A 13,846-nucleotide genomic window follows, 5' to 3' on the forward strand; every position below is an offset into this window, starting at 1 on the left:
CTTCGCATGTATGCGAGGTGCTTTCTTTTTTTCTTCTCATGAATATCTCCTCTTCAGAGTTCATACATATGTACAAACTGTATTTTGGTAAATAGAGAACTTTTATTTACTGGAAGTTTCACTTTACTCGCCTCTTGCAAGAAGAGGTGGCAAAAGGAAGGAGACAAGATGAAGAATAGACGTGTAGAAGAGATTAAAAAGCGGATTGCAAAGAGAAAAGAAGAACAAGAGAGACTCGAGGAAGAACAGTATTTTTCAGAAGGGAGCTATGATGGAGAAACGATGTTCATTGAAGAAGGTGAAAAAGAGGTGCATCCTCTTTTTCGAAAAGAAGTATTTTTATTTAAATTTTTATTAGCAGCAATTCTCGTTCTCTCGGTAGCTATTTTATTTAAAAATGCACCGGCTTCTTTTAACGGAGCAAAAACGGTTGTAAAACAAGTGATGCAAGAAGAGTTTCAGTTTGCTACTGTATCTAAATGGTACGAAGATCAATTTGGAAAACCGCTCGCCTTTCTACCTGCAAATGAAAAGAAGCAATCAGCGCAACAAAAAGATTATGCAGTTCCAGCTTCAGGGAAAGTCATGCAAAGTTTTCAAAAAGACGGCCAAGGTGTATTTGTACAAACAGCTGCGAATACAGCTGTTGAATCTGTAAATGAAGGAGTTGTCATTTTCGCTGGTAAGAAAGAGCAATTTGGAAATATAGTTGAGATCCAACATGCAGATGGTACGGAATCTTGGTATGGAAATTTAGGTGATACATCCGTGAAATTATATGATTATGTTGAAAAGAAACAAAAGATTGGAACAGTTGGGAGCAGTGCAGATAACAAGAATGGTAAGTTCTATTTTGCGATCAAAAAGAATGAAAAATTTATCGATCCAATTCAGGTGATTTCATTTGAATAAATATAGCGAAGTACTGTCAAAAATTACAGTGCACCCACTGTTTTGGGGAATTATAGCGATTGGAATTTTCACAGCGCGATTTAAAGAATTACTACTTTTATTTTGTATCGTTTTGATTCATGAACTTGGGCACGCCTTCGCAGCTGCTTATTATAAATGGAGGATTAAGGAAATCAAACTTTTGCCGTTTGGCGGTGTGGTGGAGCTTGAGGAACACGGGAATAAGCCGTTAAAGGAAGAATTAGTCGTTGTAATAGCGGGACCTATTCAACATGTATGGATGATTGGGCTAGCGTATGTCTTGTCTAGGACAGGATGGGTTAGTGAGGAACTGTATCATTTTTTTGTATGGAACAATTTAATTATTCTAGGGTTTAATTTATTACCAATTTGGCCGCTAGATGGTGGGAAAGTATTGTTTAATGTTTTATCACATCAATTCCCTTATTTACAGGCGCATGAGAAGATGATGAAAATATCATGTGTTTTTTTTAGTGTGATATTAGGGTGGCAACTCCTTTGGAATAGTAATAATATTATGATGTGGGCGCTTCTTCTGTTTTTAGCTATTTCTTTATATCAAGAATGGAAGCAACGGCGCTATGCGTTTATGCGTTTTTTACTAGAACGTTATTATGGAAACAAGCGAGATATTGAAAAAATTGCTCCAATCGAGGTGCGAACGGACGACCGGTTGTATACAATTTTTACAAAGTTTCGGAGAGGGTATAAACACTCGATTATCGTTCATGGCAAATATAAAGAGCACTATACATTAGATGAAAATGAATTGCTTTATGCTTATTTTACTGAAAAACGAACAACTTCATCTGTAGCAGAATTAATCGGTTAGTGTTGACGATGACACTAACCTTTTATATTGTAAGAGGAAAAGAAAATAAAAAAAGTGAGGAAAGTATTTTGAAAACGTTATACATCAACTATACTGGTTCGGAAAAGAGAGTTGCTGTTGAAGAAGAACAAGAGATTGTCGAACTACTATGGAAAAGAAACGAAGAACAAGAAATTATCGGACATATTTACTTAGGACGCGTAGTGCGCACAATTGCGGGGATGAATGCAGCTTTTGTAAATATAGGTTTAGAAAAACATGCATATCTTTCCTACGACGATGTTCCATCATCATATCGAATACACGAAGGGCAAGCTCTGCTCGTACAAGTTGTGAAAGAAGCAATTGATACGAAAGGCCCAAAGCTAACAGCTAATATAGAATTTACCGGGAAATATGTCGTTTATATGCCATATGATGAGATGCGTGCTGTTTCCCGGAAAATAAAAAGTTATAAGAAACGACAACAATTAATGGAAATTCAAGTCGAGGGAACGGGCGGCTTTATTTTCCGATCAGCATGTGAAAAAGGATCTTTAGATGAAATTCAAATGGAAATGAAACATTTTCAGGAACTGTTTGAAGGGTTAAAAAGAAAAGAGGAGCAAGGAAAGGCACCATTATTGCTTCATCGTCCTGAGACGTTTTTAGATCGTGTGTTCCAGGGGAATCCAGTTGAATCCGTCTCGAAAGTAATCATAGATTCACGTAGTATCTTAAAGGAAGTAGAAGATAAAGTGGGAAAAGAAAAGGTCAAACTGTATAATGAAAAGGCTTCTATGTTTAGTTACTATGGTATAGAGCGTGAAATTGAAAAAGCACTGCAAAAAATAGTGTGGTTACCAAACGGTTCTTATTTGATTATTGAACAAATGGAAACAATGACGGTAATTGATGTGAATACGGGTAAATTTACTGGGAAACAAAATTTGCAAGATACAGTGTTGCGAACAAATGAAATAGCTGCAGAAGAAATTGCTCGTCAATTAAGATTACGTGATATTGGTGGCATGATTTTAATTGACTTTATTAATATGAAAAAACAAGAAGATAAAGAGAGGGTAAGAGAGAGACTCATTTCTTCTTTACAAAGGGATCGTACATATACCCGTGTTCTCGGATTTACAGAACTCGGTATTTTAGAAATGACACGTAAGCGTAAGAAACATTCGCTGCGTGACGTATTACTAGAAGACTGTTCGCAGTGCAAAACGACAGGGTACGTGATTTCAAATGAAACAATTGCATATGAGCTGGAAAGAGAGCTTATTACGTACAATCATGTAGAAGATGAAGCGGTGTTAATTGCAGCGTCAAAAGAAGTGCAAAAAGTATTTTCACAAAAAGAATTACAAAAAAATATACCACTTAAAATTTATTTCACAGATGAAGAAACTGAGAAGTATGCGATTATTCGATTTGGAACGAAGAAAGAAATAATGAATCGAAAAAAATAGTTAGCAGAACATTTATTGACAATCGTCTATGTTTCATGATAACATCTCTATGTTATAGTTTATAGCACCTAAACTGCTATATGCTACAACCGCACAAGACAGGTTCCCCAAAGACATTTTATGTCTACCTCGTTTTGGCGAGTCTTAGTAATTATGAGGAGGTGCAAGTATGTACGCAATTATCGAAACAGGTGGAAAACAAATCAAAGTTGAAGCTGGTCAAGAAATCTACATTGAAAAATTAGATGCTGAAGCTGGTGAAACTGTTACTTTTGACAAAGTTCTTTTCGTTGGTGGCGAAAACGTGAAAGTTGGTAGCCCAGTTGTAGAAGGTGCAACAGTTACTGCGAAAGTTGAAAAACAAGGTCGCGCTAAGAAAATCATCGTTTTCAAATACAAAGCGAAAAAGAACAATCGTAAGAAACAAGGTCATCGTCAACCTTACACTAAGCTAGTGATTGAAGCAATCAACGCTTAATTCTGGTTAAGATGATTAAAATTACGATAAGTCGCACGAAATTAGGAAGTATCCAATCATTTAAAATGACTGGACATGCCGACTATGCGCCACATGGACAAGATCTTGTCTGTGCTGGAACAACTGCGGTTGTGTTTGGTTCTATAAATGCAGTGGAAGTACTTTGTAATGTGCAAGCAACTATTGAACTTGGAAGTGACGGCGGATTTTTAACGTATGAATTGCCTAATGATTTAGACGCTCATACGATGGAAAAAGCACAAACACTTTTAGAAGGATTAGTTGTTTCGCTTAAGACGATTGAACTTGATTACGGAAAGTATATCCGTTTAATAGAAAAAGTGCAGGAGGTGTAACGTATGTTAAGATTAGATCTTCAGTTTTTCGCATCTAAGAAAGGTGTAGGTAGTACAAAGAACGGTCGTGACTCTCAGTCAAAACGTCTTGGTGCTAAACGCGCAGATGGTCAAATGGTTTCAGGTGGTTCAATTCTTTACCGTCAACGCGGTACAAAAATTTATCCAGGTGTTAACGTTGGTCGTGGTGGCGATGACACTTTATACGCGAAAGTTGACGGCGTAGTACGCTTCGAGCGTCTTGGCCGTGACCGCAAACAAGTGAGCGTATATCCTGTTGCTCAAGAAGCATAAGAAACTCACGGAAAACTCTAACCTGAGTGCAGGTTAGAGTTTTTCTATATTAAGGAGTATCTGGATGAATAAAAAATGGACAATAATAGATGCATTGCGCCATTCAAGACATGATTGGCTTAATCGTATGCAGATGATTAAAGGAAATCTTTCACTTGGAAGAGTGGAAGAGATTCATGGGCTCATCGAGCGTTTTGTCCAAGAAGCGAGACAAGAATCTTATCTGGTGGAGCTATCGATGCCTCTATTTTCAGAGTGGATTTTAACATATAATTGGAAACAGCAGCCGTGCTTATTGGAGTACGAAGTATTAGGAAAAATACATAACTTATCTCATTACGATGAGGCAGTTTGTGCATGGGCAAATCAATTTTTCTCAATGCTTCAGCATAGTTTAGACGTTTATGTTGAAAATTATGTTTGTATCACAATTGAATGTGACGCGGAGAATGCTCGTTTCTTTTTTGATTTTCGTGGCAAGCTAACGGATGTAGAAGAACTACAAACGTGGCTTACAAACCAAAACAATGAATGGTATTCCATTTCTTATACAGTACGAGATGACGAAGTCTCGGTTATATTACAACCAATCGAAAAAAGTGTGGTGAAATAATGTTTGTAGATCAGGTCAAGATATATGTAAAAGGCGGCGACGGTGGAAACGGAATGGTTGCGTATCGTCGTGAGAAGTATGTTCCAAAAGGTGGCCCAGCAGGTGGCGATGGCGGTAAAGGTGCAGATGTTGTTTTCGTTGTTGACGAAGGCTTACGTACATTAATGGACTTCCGCTACCAACGTCATTTCAAAGCTGATCGTGGTCAGCATGGAATGAGTAAAGGACAGCATGGTCGTAAAGCTGACGATTTAATCGTAAAAGTTCCACCAGGAACAGTTGTAAAAGATGAAAAAACGGGTCAAATTCTTGCTGATTTAGTAACGCATGAGCAATCGGCAGTTATTGCAAGAGGTGGCCGAGGTGGCCGTGGTAACTCACGTTTCGCAACTCCAACGAACCCAGCGCCAGAAATCGCTGAGAACGGGGAACCGGGTCAAGAACGTGATGTCATCTTAGAATTAAAAGTATTAGCGGATGTTGGACTTGTTGGATTCCCAAGCGTTGGTAAATCAACATTATTATCCGTTGTATCATCAGCACGTCCGAAAATTGCAGAATATCACTTTACAACAATCGTTCCAAACCTAGGTGTTGTTGAAACAGGTGATAACCGCAGCTTCGTTATGGCTGACCTTCCTGGATTAATCGAAGGAGCACACGCCGGCGTTGGACTTGGACACCAATTCTTACGTCATATCGAACGTACACGCGTTATCGTGCATGTGATTGATATGTCTGGTTTAGAAGGCCGTGATCCATATGAGGATTATGTAACAATCAATGCGGAATTAAAAGAGTACAATCTGCGTTTAACAGAGCGTCCACAAGTTGTTGTTGCAAACAAAATGGATATGCCAGATGCGGAAGAAAACTTACAAGCGTTTAAAGAGAAAGTAGGAAACGAAGTTCAAATCTTCCCAATCTCTGCAGTAACAAAACAAGGTGTTCGTGATCTATTATTTGAAGTAGCAAACTTAGTGGAAACAACACCAGAATTCCCAGTACATGATGTTGTAGATGAATCAGAAGCAAGTGTAATGTACAAATTTGAAACTGAAGGTGTTAAATTTGAAATTACACGCGAAAGCGACGGTACGTTTGTGATCTCTGGTTACGATATTGAGAAAACATTTAAGATGACAGACTTCTCACGTGATGAATCTGTACGTCGCTTTGCTCGTCAAATGCGCGGAATGGGTATTGATGAAGCTCTTCGTGCACGTGGTGCAAAAGACGGCGATATTGTAAAAATTCTTGAATATGAATTTGAATTTATCGATTAAGACTGCCAAAATACGGCAGTCTTTTTTATAATGGAAAAAGGAGTGGTTTTAGAAGAATAATTTGTCGTGAGAAACAAGGGGAGAAAAAGAGCATGTATAAAATATTAATTGTAGAAGATGACGAAAAAATTGCGGGAATATTAGAGGAACATTTAGAAAGGTATGGATATCAATCGTTTAAAGCGAGCGATTTAAGTCATATAAAAGATGAGTTTGTAAAAATAAACCCTCATCTTGTGTTACTTGATATTAATTTACCGTACTTTGATGGCTACTATTGGTGTCGCCAAATTCGTACGGTTTCGAATGCACCAATTATATTCGTCTCTGCAAGAACGGGGGAAATGGACCAAGTGATGGCAATTGAGAATGGTGGAGATGATTATATTACAAAGCCATTCCACTTAGATATCGTAATGGCAAAGGTGAAAAGTGCACTTCGCCGAGGATATGGGGAGTATGCTTCTACGGCAGAGAGTGATTGTTTAGGGGTAAATGGATTGTTATTATTCCCATCTCAGCACACAGTAGAGTGGAAAGGGCAACAAACAGAACTTACAAAAAATGAATTTTACTTATTGGAATGTTTAATGAAACAAGCTAATCAATATGTAACGCGTGAAGAGTTATTAGAGGCCTTATGGGATGAAGTAGCTTTTGTTGATGATAATACATTAACTGTGAATGTAAAGCGTGTAAGGAAGAAATTAGAGGAGCTAGGTATTAAAAATGCAATTGTCACAAAACGTGGGTATGGTTATGCGCTTCTTACAGAGTGGGGCAAAGGGCATGAAGCTTAAAAGTTATCTCATCGATCGCTTCCCTTTAATTCTTTCTTATGTTGTCAGTCTTTGTTTATTTGGGCTTGTATTACAGCTGCAAAGCCTTTTAGAAAAGAGGTCAATTGATTTAGGAACTTGGCTATATGGACTATTATTAGGAACAGTCGTATTTATCATATACCTCATTTATGATTACCGAAAGAGAAGTGTATTTTTAAAAAGGATAGAACAATATATTACCGGGGGACAAACTTTGCATGATTCTTTACTCATTGATGCTTCTTATACGTCAGAGCAAGAAAAAATTGTAGAAGCGTTCACATTGCTGAGGCAGCAATATATGAGTGAAGTTCATAAGCAGCATGCAAAAGAACAGCAACAAATGATTTTCATGAACCAATGGATTCATCAAATGAAAACACCGGTATCTGTTATTGAGTTATTATTGCAGAAATTTGGTAAAGAACATCGTGAAGCAAGAGAAACAGTTGAAAGTATTCGGGAGGAAAATAATCGTATTTTACATGGTTTAGATTTAGCGTTACATATGGCAAGGTTAGAACAGTTGTCGAAAGATTATAAAGTAGAAGTAGTGAACGTAATAGAGGTTGTGCGAGATATTATTAATCAAAATCGAAAATCTTTTATACAATCCTCTGTATATCCGAAATTAATGTTTGAAGAAGAAACCTGCATGGTTGCTTCTGATCGGAAGTGGATTAGTATTGCAATCAATCAAATTATTATGAATGCAATTAAATACACAAAAATCTCGCAAGCGGATAAGAAAGAAATTCAGTTTCAAATAGAGGAGAAGGAACAGACAGTTTTATTACATATTTGTGATACTGGGATTGGTATTCCAAAGCAAGATATCAAACGAGTTTTTGAACCATTCTTTACAGGAACAAATGGAAGAAAAACAAGAGAAGCAACAGGAATGGGATTATATATTACAAAGGAAATTTGTGATAATCTTCATCACGGAATTTACGTGCAATCAACCGAAGGAGAAGGTACAACATTTACATTCCAATTTACAAAAGATGAAGAATATCATACATTGATGAGAAAAATGACAAAATTGTAAGATAACAAATGGTTTTGTAAGGAAAATCACTCGTTTCTTTCTCACATTTTTCTTATAGTAAATGTAAGAAGAAAACACATAGGGGGATTAGAAATGAGTGTTCTCGAAGTAAAAGGATTAACGAAGGTTTATCAATCAAAAGGATCAGTGGCAACGACTGCCTTGCATGATATAAATTTCAAAATTGAAGAAGGCGAATTTGTCGGAATTATGGGACCTTCAGGGAGCGGAAAAACAACACTTCTGAATTTATTAGCAACAATTGATAAACAAACATCAGGTCATGTTTATGTAAATGGTGAAGAGATTAGCCAAATGCGTGCTAAAAAACTAGCAGAATTTCGCCGTACACATTTGGGGTTCATCTTCCAAGATTTTAACTTGTTGGATACGCTATCCATTAAAGAAAATATTATTTTACCACTTGTAATGGCGAAGCGATCTGTAAATGAAATTGATACGAAAGTACTTGAAATTGCGAGGTTTTTAAACATCGAAGGAATTTTAAATAAAAAAGTATATGAAGTATCGGGTGGACAACAACAACGTGCAGCTGCTGCAAGAGCAATCATTCATGATCCAACATTAATTTTAGCGGATGAGCCAACTGGAAACCTAGATTCTAAATCTGCGAAATCATTAATGGGTGCACTGCAAGATTTACATGAGCAAAAGAAAGTAACAATTGCAATGGTAACGCATGATCCAGTGGCGGCTAGTTATTGCGAAAGAATTCTATTTATTCGTGATGGAGAAATTTTCTCAGAAATTCATAAAGGAAAAACAAAACAAGCCTTTTTCCAAGAAATCTTAGACGTACTTGCGATGCTAGGAGGAGAATATCATGAACTTTCGCCAGCTCGCGCTTAATAATGTAAAAGGAAATTGGCGCAATTATAAAGCTTTCCTTATTAGTAGTTGTTTATCGATTGTAGTATTTTTCATGTATGCTTCGTTCATTTATCACCCAGATATAGTGAGTGGAAATATTAGTATGAAGATGATGATTACAAAAGGATTAGAATCTATGAATTATATTGTCGTCATCTTCTCAGCGCTTTTTATTCTATATGCAAATTCAACGTTTTTACGAGCAAGAAAAAAAGAGTTTGGCTTATTAACATTAATAGGTGGAACGAAAGCGCAGCTTGGCCGAATGATTATGCTAGAGCAAATGATTTTAGGTGGAATTGCAATTGTAGTGGGAATTGGTTTAGGAATGCTATGTTCAAAACTGTTCTTCCAGGCTTTAAGTGTATTGTTAGGTATAGACAAAACCCTTCCGCTCGTCTGGAATGGCAAAGCTGTTTTAATTACAACTAGTGTATACTTCATTCTCTTCTTTCTCTTATCACTGTTTGGTATTTGGACGGTTGGTCGTTTACAAATTATTGATTTATTAAGAGAAGCGAGAAAGCAAAAAGTAGAGCCCTTTGCATTTACATGGTTATGTGTAGTTGGGATATTATGTATTATTGTCGCATATGTTCTTTGCTTCCAAGTGACGCTTATGAATTTTCTTATGTACTTCTTGCCGATTGTAGGACTAACAGTTGGAGGAACATATTTACTATTTACACAAGGTAGTACAGTTGTATTAAAAGCGTTACAAAGACGAAAAAAATCATTCTATACATATCCAAATATGTTTGTGCTTAGTAATCTTATTTATAAAATGAAAGATAATGCTCGTTTTCTTTTCGTTATTTCTATTATTACAGCTGTTGTTTCTTCAGCGGTTGGTACGCTTTACGTATTCTTTCAAGATATGAGTTATAAAACAGTAGCAAGTACTCCTCATGCAATTTCATATGAGGAAAAGGGAGTAAATTCGCATAATGTCATTAGTGACGAGAAAATGCAGACAACACTGAAAAAGCACGGGTTTGAAGATGCGAGAAAAGTAACATATGTAAAAATTCCTGCAAAACAAAAACTAGTGATGTTTAATGGTGAGCATGAGATGCCTTTAGGTATTATCTCAGAAAAAGAATATAATGCAGAAGCACGCAAGCAAAAGAAAGAGGAAGTTCATAATGTACCGGGAAGCGCGACGATGGTTTTAATTGATATGATGAATGACTTTGTGAAGGTAGATCGTACAAAGCCATTTGAGTTTACACTGAACGGACAAAAGCAATTTATTAAGTTAAATGATCCAATTTCACAGTCTGTTTTTAATGATGAAGGGTATCTTATTGTGAATGATCAAGACTTTGTGAAATATGCAGAGGCTATATCAGATGAAGAAAAGACAAAATATTACGGATATTATATTGAAGACTGGAAAGGAACAGAGAACCTTGTAGTAGAATTGAAAAAAGAAATTGCTCAAGAACAACAACAGAATTTCCATAATTCGGTTCTCACTTATAAAGCGATAAAGGAACAAGGGGCAATTACAATGTTCATTGGTTTCTTCGTAGCAGTACTCTTCTTCTTCTTTGCTTGCAGCATGACGTACTTTAAATGGTTTAACGATAAAGAACAAGATCGTATTCAATTTAAGTCATTAAAGCGAATTGGTATGACAGATAAAGAAATTCATAAAATTGCCATTCGTCAAATGGGTGTTATCTTCTTTATACCAATTCTCATTGGTGCGATTCATAGTGGATTTGCTCTTCATACATTAGGGAAAATGCTTTACTTAGATTTATGGAAATCAGGTGCAATTGTGATTGGGGCATATATTTTAGCTTCAGCAATTTATTTTATGGTTGCACAAAGAGGATATTTAAAACACGTAAAAAGCTAGGGGAACCTCTAGCTTTTTACGTGTGTAACAAGTTACAGGGAGGATGCTGATGAATATTAGACAGCTAGCGATACAAAATATAAGGGGGAATTGGCGGAGTTATAAAGTATTTTTCTTGAGTAGTTGTTTTGCTATATTTGCTTCTTATGGGTATATGTCAGTAATTGTACATCCTTCTATGCAAGAAACGATGTGGTATCAAAATGTACGGTGGGGGCTTATTGTATGTAACTTTATTATCATTTCTTTCTTTCTTTTTTTTATTTTATATTCCACCTCTATTTTTGTAGAAGCACGTAAAAAAGAATTAGGACTATATATGTTGATGGGAGCAACAAAGTCTAATATTGTAGGCATGATAATAATCGAACAGATGATTATCGGTTTTTTTGCTAACATTTTTGGTATTGGACTCGGCATGATATTTTTAAAACTCTTTTTTATGATATTTAGTATGCTGCTTAGACTTCCGAAAGAATTAACACTTATTTTTGATATGAAAGCTATTTTTACAACATTTATTACATATACAATTGTCTTTTTCGTTTTATCATTTGTAAGTGCTTTACGTATATGGAATATAAAAGTGATTCGTCTATTAAAAGAATTTCGAATAGATAAAAGGGAAACCAAAAGTTCGAAATGGCTCTGCATGCTAGGATTTGCTTGTTTAGGTATAGGATATGGTTTAGCATTACAGTCCACATTGCCAACAATAGCGATATATTTCATCCCTGTTGTTATATTCATTTCTATTGGAACGTATTTTTCGTTTACACACGGTGTGATACAAGTTCTAGAAGTGATAAAACGGAATAAAAGAATTATGTATACATATCCTTATTTATTTATAGTGAATCAATTATCACATAGAATGAAGGAAAATGGCCGTTTTTTCTTTCTTTTATCTATGGCAACGACTATTGTTGTTACAGCAACGGGTACGGTATTTTTATATTTTTCGGGCATGCAAGATATGTGGCGCGGAGGAGGGGCACAATCCTTTTCATATGTAGAAAAAGGTACTGGGTCTAATGAAATTTTTGATAAGAACATAGTTGAGAATCTATTACATAAACATGGATTTCATGAATTTCGCTATACAACTTTTGTAGGATTACAAACAACATTTCAGCCCGATAATGGAGAAAATACTGAGGCGACTATAATAAGAGCTAGCGAATATAATAAAGAGGCAAGAGAGCAAGGACAAAAAACGTATTCGCCAAAAAGAGGAACTGTTACTCTTGTTTATTATAATAAGCATAGGTCTCTCTTATATAATAAGAAAAATGTTCAATTAAATGTGTTTGGGCAGACATTTGATTATACAAGTAACGGACAAAAAGAAGAATCGCTATTTAATTATCACATGGATCAAGTAAATGGGATGTTTTTTGTCATGAATGATCAAGATTTTAATGGTATAGCAAATACAATGCCTCATTCTGAAAAACGTATATATCGAGGTTATACATTAGATAATATTGAAAATACAAAGAGATTAAATGAAGATTTACGTAAGCATATGAAACAAGATAAGAATGGCACATTTCGAAATAATATGGAATTATATTTGAGCATGAAAGAGATAGGGGAATTTACTTTGTTTACTGGTTCGTTTATTAGTATATTATTCTTTCTTACCTCATGTAGCATTGTGTATTTTAAATGGTTTCATACTATTTCATCTGATCGGAAGCAATATCGAGCACTATCTAAAATTGGAGTGACAAAGCAGGAAGTATGGAAAATCTCACGTTGGCAATTAAGTGTGTTATTCTTTTCTCCTATTTTAGTAGGAAGCATGCATAGTGCGGTTGCGTTATATACGTTCCATAGGACAGTTTTTAGGGAGGGCTCATTTCAAAACGTATGTGTTGTCATTGTGTTTTATCTTTTAGCATGCGTTATCTATTTCTTCTTCGCTCAAAGAGAATATAGGAAACATATAGACTAGCGAATGCTAGTCTTTTTTTAATATTCGAAATTTACATAGAAGAATATAAAAAATTATGGTATAACAATAAGAAAACGAAAAAGAGGGGAAAAGACGATGATTCGAGTTGGCTATTTAGGACCAGAAGCAACATTTACAAATATGGCGGTGAGTCGTTTTTTTCCGGAAGCAGAGCATGTACCGTATCGAACGATTCCTGATTGTATGGATGCTGCAGCAAATGGAAATGTTGATTTCGCTGTTGTACCACTTGAAAATGCAATTGAAGGATCAGTCAATATTACAGTTGATTATCTTGTGCATGAACAACCGCTTTTCATTGTAGGAGAAATTACAGTGCCCATTCAGCAACATTTGCTCGTCCATCCAGATTATGAAAAAGTATGGAAGGAAGTATATGCAGTACATTCTCATCCGCATGCGATTGCGCAATGTCATAAGTTTTTAAATGAAGAGTTAAAAGGTGTAACGGTTCGGGATATGACATCGACAAGTGCAGCGGCGCAGTATGTGAAAGAACATCCAGAAGAAAGGGTCGCTGCCATTGCAAATGAAGCGGCAGCGGAAAAATATGATTTAGCAGTTGTACAGCGTGATATTCATACGCATAAAAACAATCATACGCGTTTCCTCGTGTTACATAAAAAGAAGCAAGCGATGCTATCGAAAAATGGTGAGAACCGCGGAGAGAAAACGACGCTCATGATAACGTTACCTGCCGACTATGCAGGAGCGCTTTATCAAGTGTTATCAGCTTTCGCATGGAGAAAATTAAATTTATCAAAAATTGAATCCCGTCCGATGAAAACGGGCCTTGGAAATTACTTTTTCTTAATTGATGTAGACAAAGCATATGATGATGTACTATTACCAGGGGTGACTATGGAACTTGAAGCATTAGGTTTTTCTGTTACGGTGTTAGGGAGTTATTCTTCTTATTGGTTATAAAGGTGAGGTGAACGTTTAAATTGCTTGAAACGAAGAAGGTGTTTTAAAATGATATAAAA

The 13,846-nt window shown here is 36.0% G+C and carries 14 protein-coding genes and 1 other annotated feature; all 14 genes read left to right on the forward strand.

Annotation, left to right across the window (positions count from 1 at the left end; all coding sequences use genetic code 11):
* Positions 1 to 168 precede the first annotated feature (168 nt).
* A complete protein-coding gene (locus HRG09_RS00480) occupies positions 169 to 912 on the forward strand; it encodes a M23 family metallopeptidase (protein WP_174098854.1) in 744 nt (247 codons plus the stop codon).
* Complete coding sequence (locus HRG09_RS00485; RefSeq protein WP_174098855.1) at positions 905 to 1,765, forward strand: M50 family metallopeptidase; 861 nt, start codon at positions 905 to 907, stop codon at positions 1,763 to 1,765. The genes HRG09_RS00480 and HRG09_RS00485 overlap by 8 nt, the downstream gene beginning before the upstream one ends.
* Positions 1,766 to 1,833: 68 nt before the next feature.
* Positions 1,834 to 3,222: an Rne/Rng family ribonuclease gene (locus HRG09_RS00490; protein ID WP_174098856.1), complete on the forward strand. Its 1,389-nt coding sequence runs from the start codon at positions 1,834 to 1,836 to the stop codon at positions 3,220 to 3,222.
* Between the two features lie 77 nt (positions 3,223 to 3,299).
* Positions 3,300 to 3,377: a sequence feature (ribosomal protein L21 leader region), on the forward strand.
* 14 nt (positions 3,378 to 3,391) lie between these two features.
* The gene (gene rplU, locus HRG09_RS00495) at positions 3,392 to 3,700 is read left to right on the forward strand and encodes a 50S ribosomal protein L21 (RefSeq protein ID WP_003200848.1); all 309 of its coding nucleotides are present in this window, start codon (positions 3,392 to 3,394) and stop codon (positions 3,698 to 3,700) included.
* Between the two features lie 11 nt (positions 3,701 to 3,711).
* Positions 3,712 to 4,056 (forward strand): ribosomal-processing cysteine protease Prp, encoded by a 345-nt coding sequence (locus HRG09_RS00500; RefSeq protein ID WP_090687665.1) that lies wholly within the window; start codon positions 3,712 to 3,714, stop codon positions 4,054 to 4,056.
* Positions 4,057 to 4,059: 3 nt separating this feature from the next.
* Positions 4,060 to 4,350 carry a 50S ribosomal protein L27 gene (gene rpmA / locus HRG09_RS00505; protein ID WP_017150650.1) on the forward strand — a complete coding sequence of 97 codons (291 nt, stop codon included), beginning with the start codon at positions 4,060 to 4,062 and terminating at the stop codon, positions 4,348 to 4,350.
* Positions 4,351 to 4,414: 64 nt separating this feature from the next.
* On the forward strand, positions 4,415 to 4,963 hold the full coding sequence (locus tag HRG09_RS00510; RefSeq protein WP_174098857.1) for a sporulation initiation phosphotransferase B: 549 nt from the start codon (positions 4,415 to 4,417) through the stop codon (positions 4,961 to 4,963).
* Positions 4,963 to 6,249 (forward strand): GTPase ObgE, encoded by a 1,287-nt coding sequence (gene obgE, locus HRG09_RS00515; RefSeq protein ID WP_174098858.1) that lies wholly within the window; start codon positions 4,963 to 4,965, stop codon positions 6,247 to 6,249. Before HRG09_RS00510 ends, obgE begins: the two co-directional genes overlap by 1 nt.
* 92 nt (positions 6,250 to 6,341) lie before the next feature.
* The gene (locus HRG09_RS00520; protein WP_174098859.1) at positions 6,342 to 7,049 is read left to right on the forward strand and encodes a response regulator transcription factor; all 708 of its coding nucleotides are present in this window, start codon (positions 6,342 to 6,344) and stop codon (positions 7,047 to 7,049) included.
* Positions 7,039 to 8,121 (forward strand): HAMP domain-containing histidine kinase, encoded by a 1,083-nt coding sequence (locus tag HRG09_RS00525; protein WP_174098860.1) that lies wholly within the window; start codon positions 7,039 to 7,041, stop codon positions 8,119 to 8,121. Before HRG09_RS00520 ends, HRG09_RS00525 begins: the two co-directional genes overlap by 11 nt.
* Before the next feature lie 93 nt (positions 8,122 to 8,214).
* On the forward strand, positions 8,215 to 8,991 hold the full coding sequence (locus HRG09_RS00530) for an ABC transporter ATP-binding protein (RefSeq protein WP_174098861.1): 777 nt from the start codon (positions 8,215 to 8,217) through the stop codon (positions 8,989 to 8,991).
* Entirely contained in the window at positions 8,966 to 10,879 is a 1,914-nt protein-coding gene (locus tag HRG09_RS00535) for an ABC transporter permease (RefSeq protein ID WP_174098862.1), read from the forward strand. The genes HRG09_RS00530 and HRG09_RS00535 overlap by 26 nt, the downstream gene beginning before the upstream one ends.
* A 49-nt stretch (positions 10,880 to 10,928) precedes the next feature.
* Positions 10,929 to 12,839 carry an ABC transporter permease gene (locus HRG09_RS00540; protein WP_174098863.1) on the forward strand — a complete coding sequence of 637 codons (1,911 nt, stop codon included), beginning with the start codon at positions 10,929 to 10,931 and terminating at the stop codon, positions 12,837 to 12,839.
* A gap of 96 nt (positions 12,840 to 12,935) precedes the next feature.
* Positions 12,936 to 13,787, forward strand: coding sequence for a prephenate dehydratase (gene pheA, locus HRG09_RS00545; RefSeq protein ID WP_174098864.1), 852 nt, complete (start codon positions 12,936 to 12,938; stop codon positions 13,785 to 13,787).
* Positions 13,788 to 13,846: the final 59 nt, after the last annotated feature.

Source organism: Bacillus sp. Xin1, from assembly GCF_013314535.1.
Lineage (GTDB): Bacteria > Bacillota > Bacilli > Bacillales > Bacillaceae_G > Bacillus_A.

What these genes read in the sequence shown, in the direction of transcription:
- HRG09_RS00535 (WP_174098862.1), top strand. Translation starts at nt 8,966, where the DNA reads ATGAACTTTCGCCAGCTCGCGCTTAATAATGTAAAAGGAAATTGGCGC.
- obgE (WP_174098858.1), top strand. Translation starts at nt 4,963, where the DNA reads ATGTTTGTAGATCAGGTCAAGATATATGTAAAAGGCGGCGACGGTGGA.
- HRG09_RS00540 (WP_174098863.1), top strand. Translation starts at nt 10,929, where the DNA reads ATGAATATTAGACAGCTAGCGATACAAAATATAAGGGGGAATTGGCGG.
- HRG09_RS00520 (WP_174098859.1), top strand. Translation starts at nt 6,342, where the DNA reads ATGTATAAAATATTAATTGTAGAAGATGACGAAAAAATTGCGGGAATA.
- HRG09_RS00500 (WP_090687665.1), top strand. Translation starts at nt 3,712, where the DNA reads ATGATTAAAATTACGATAAGTCGCACGAAATTAGGAAGTATCCAATCA.
- HRG09_RS00510 (WP_174098857.1), top strand. Translation starts at nt 4,415, where the DNA reads ATGAATAAAAAATGGACAATAATAGATGCATTGCGCCATTCAAGACAT.
- HRG09_RS00530 (WP_174098861.1), top strand. Translation starts at nt 8,215, where the DNA reads ATGAGTGTTCTCGAAGTAAAAGGATTAACGAAGGTTTATCAATCAAAA.
- pheA (WP_174098864.1), top strand. Translation starts at nt 12,936, where the DNA reads ATGATTCGAGTTGGCTATTTAGGACCAGAAGCAACATTTACAAATATG.
- rpmA (WP_017150650.1), top strand. Translation starts at nt 4,060, where the DNA reads ATGTTAAGATTAGATCTTCAGTTTTTCGCATCTAAGAAAGGTGTAGGT.
- HRG09_RS00480 (WP_174098854.1), top strand. Translation starts at nt 169, where the DNA reads ATGAAGAATAGACGTGTAGAAGAGATTAAAAAGCGGATTGCAAAGAGA.
- rplU (WP_003200848.1), top strand. Translation starts at nt 3,392, where the DNA reads ATGTACGCAATTATCGAAACAGGTGGAAAACAAATCAAAGTTGAAGCT.
- HRG09_RS00525 (WP_174098860.1), top strand. Translation starts at nt 7,039, where the DNA reads ATGAAGCTTAAAAGTTATCTCATCGATCGCTTCCCTTTAATTCTTTCT.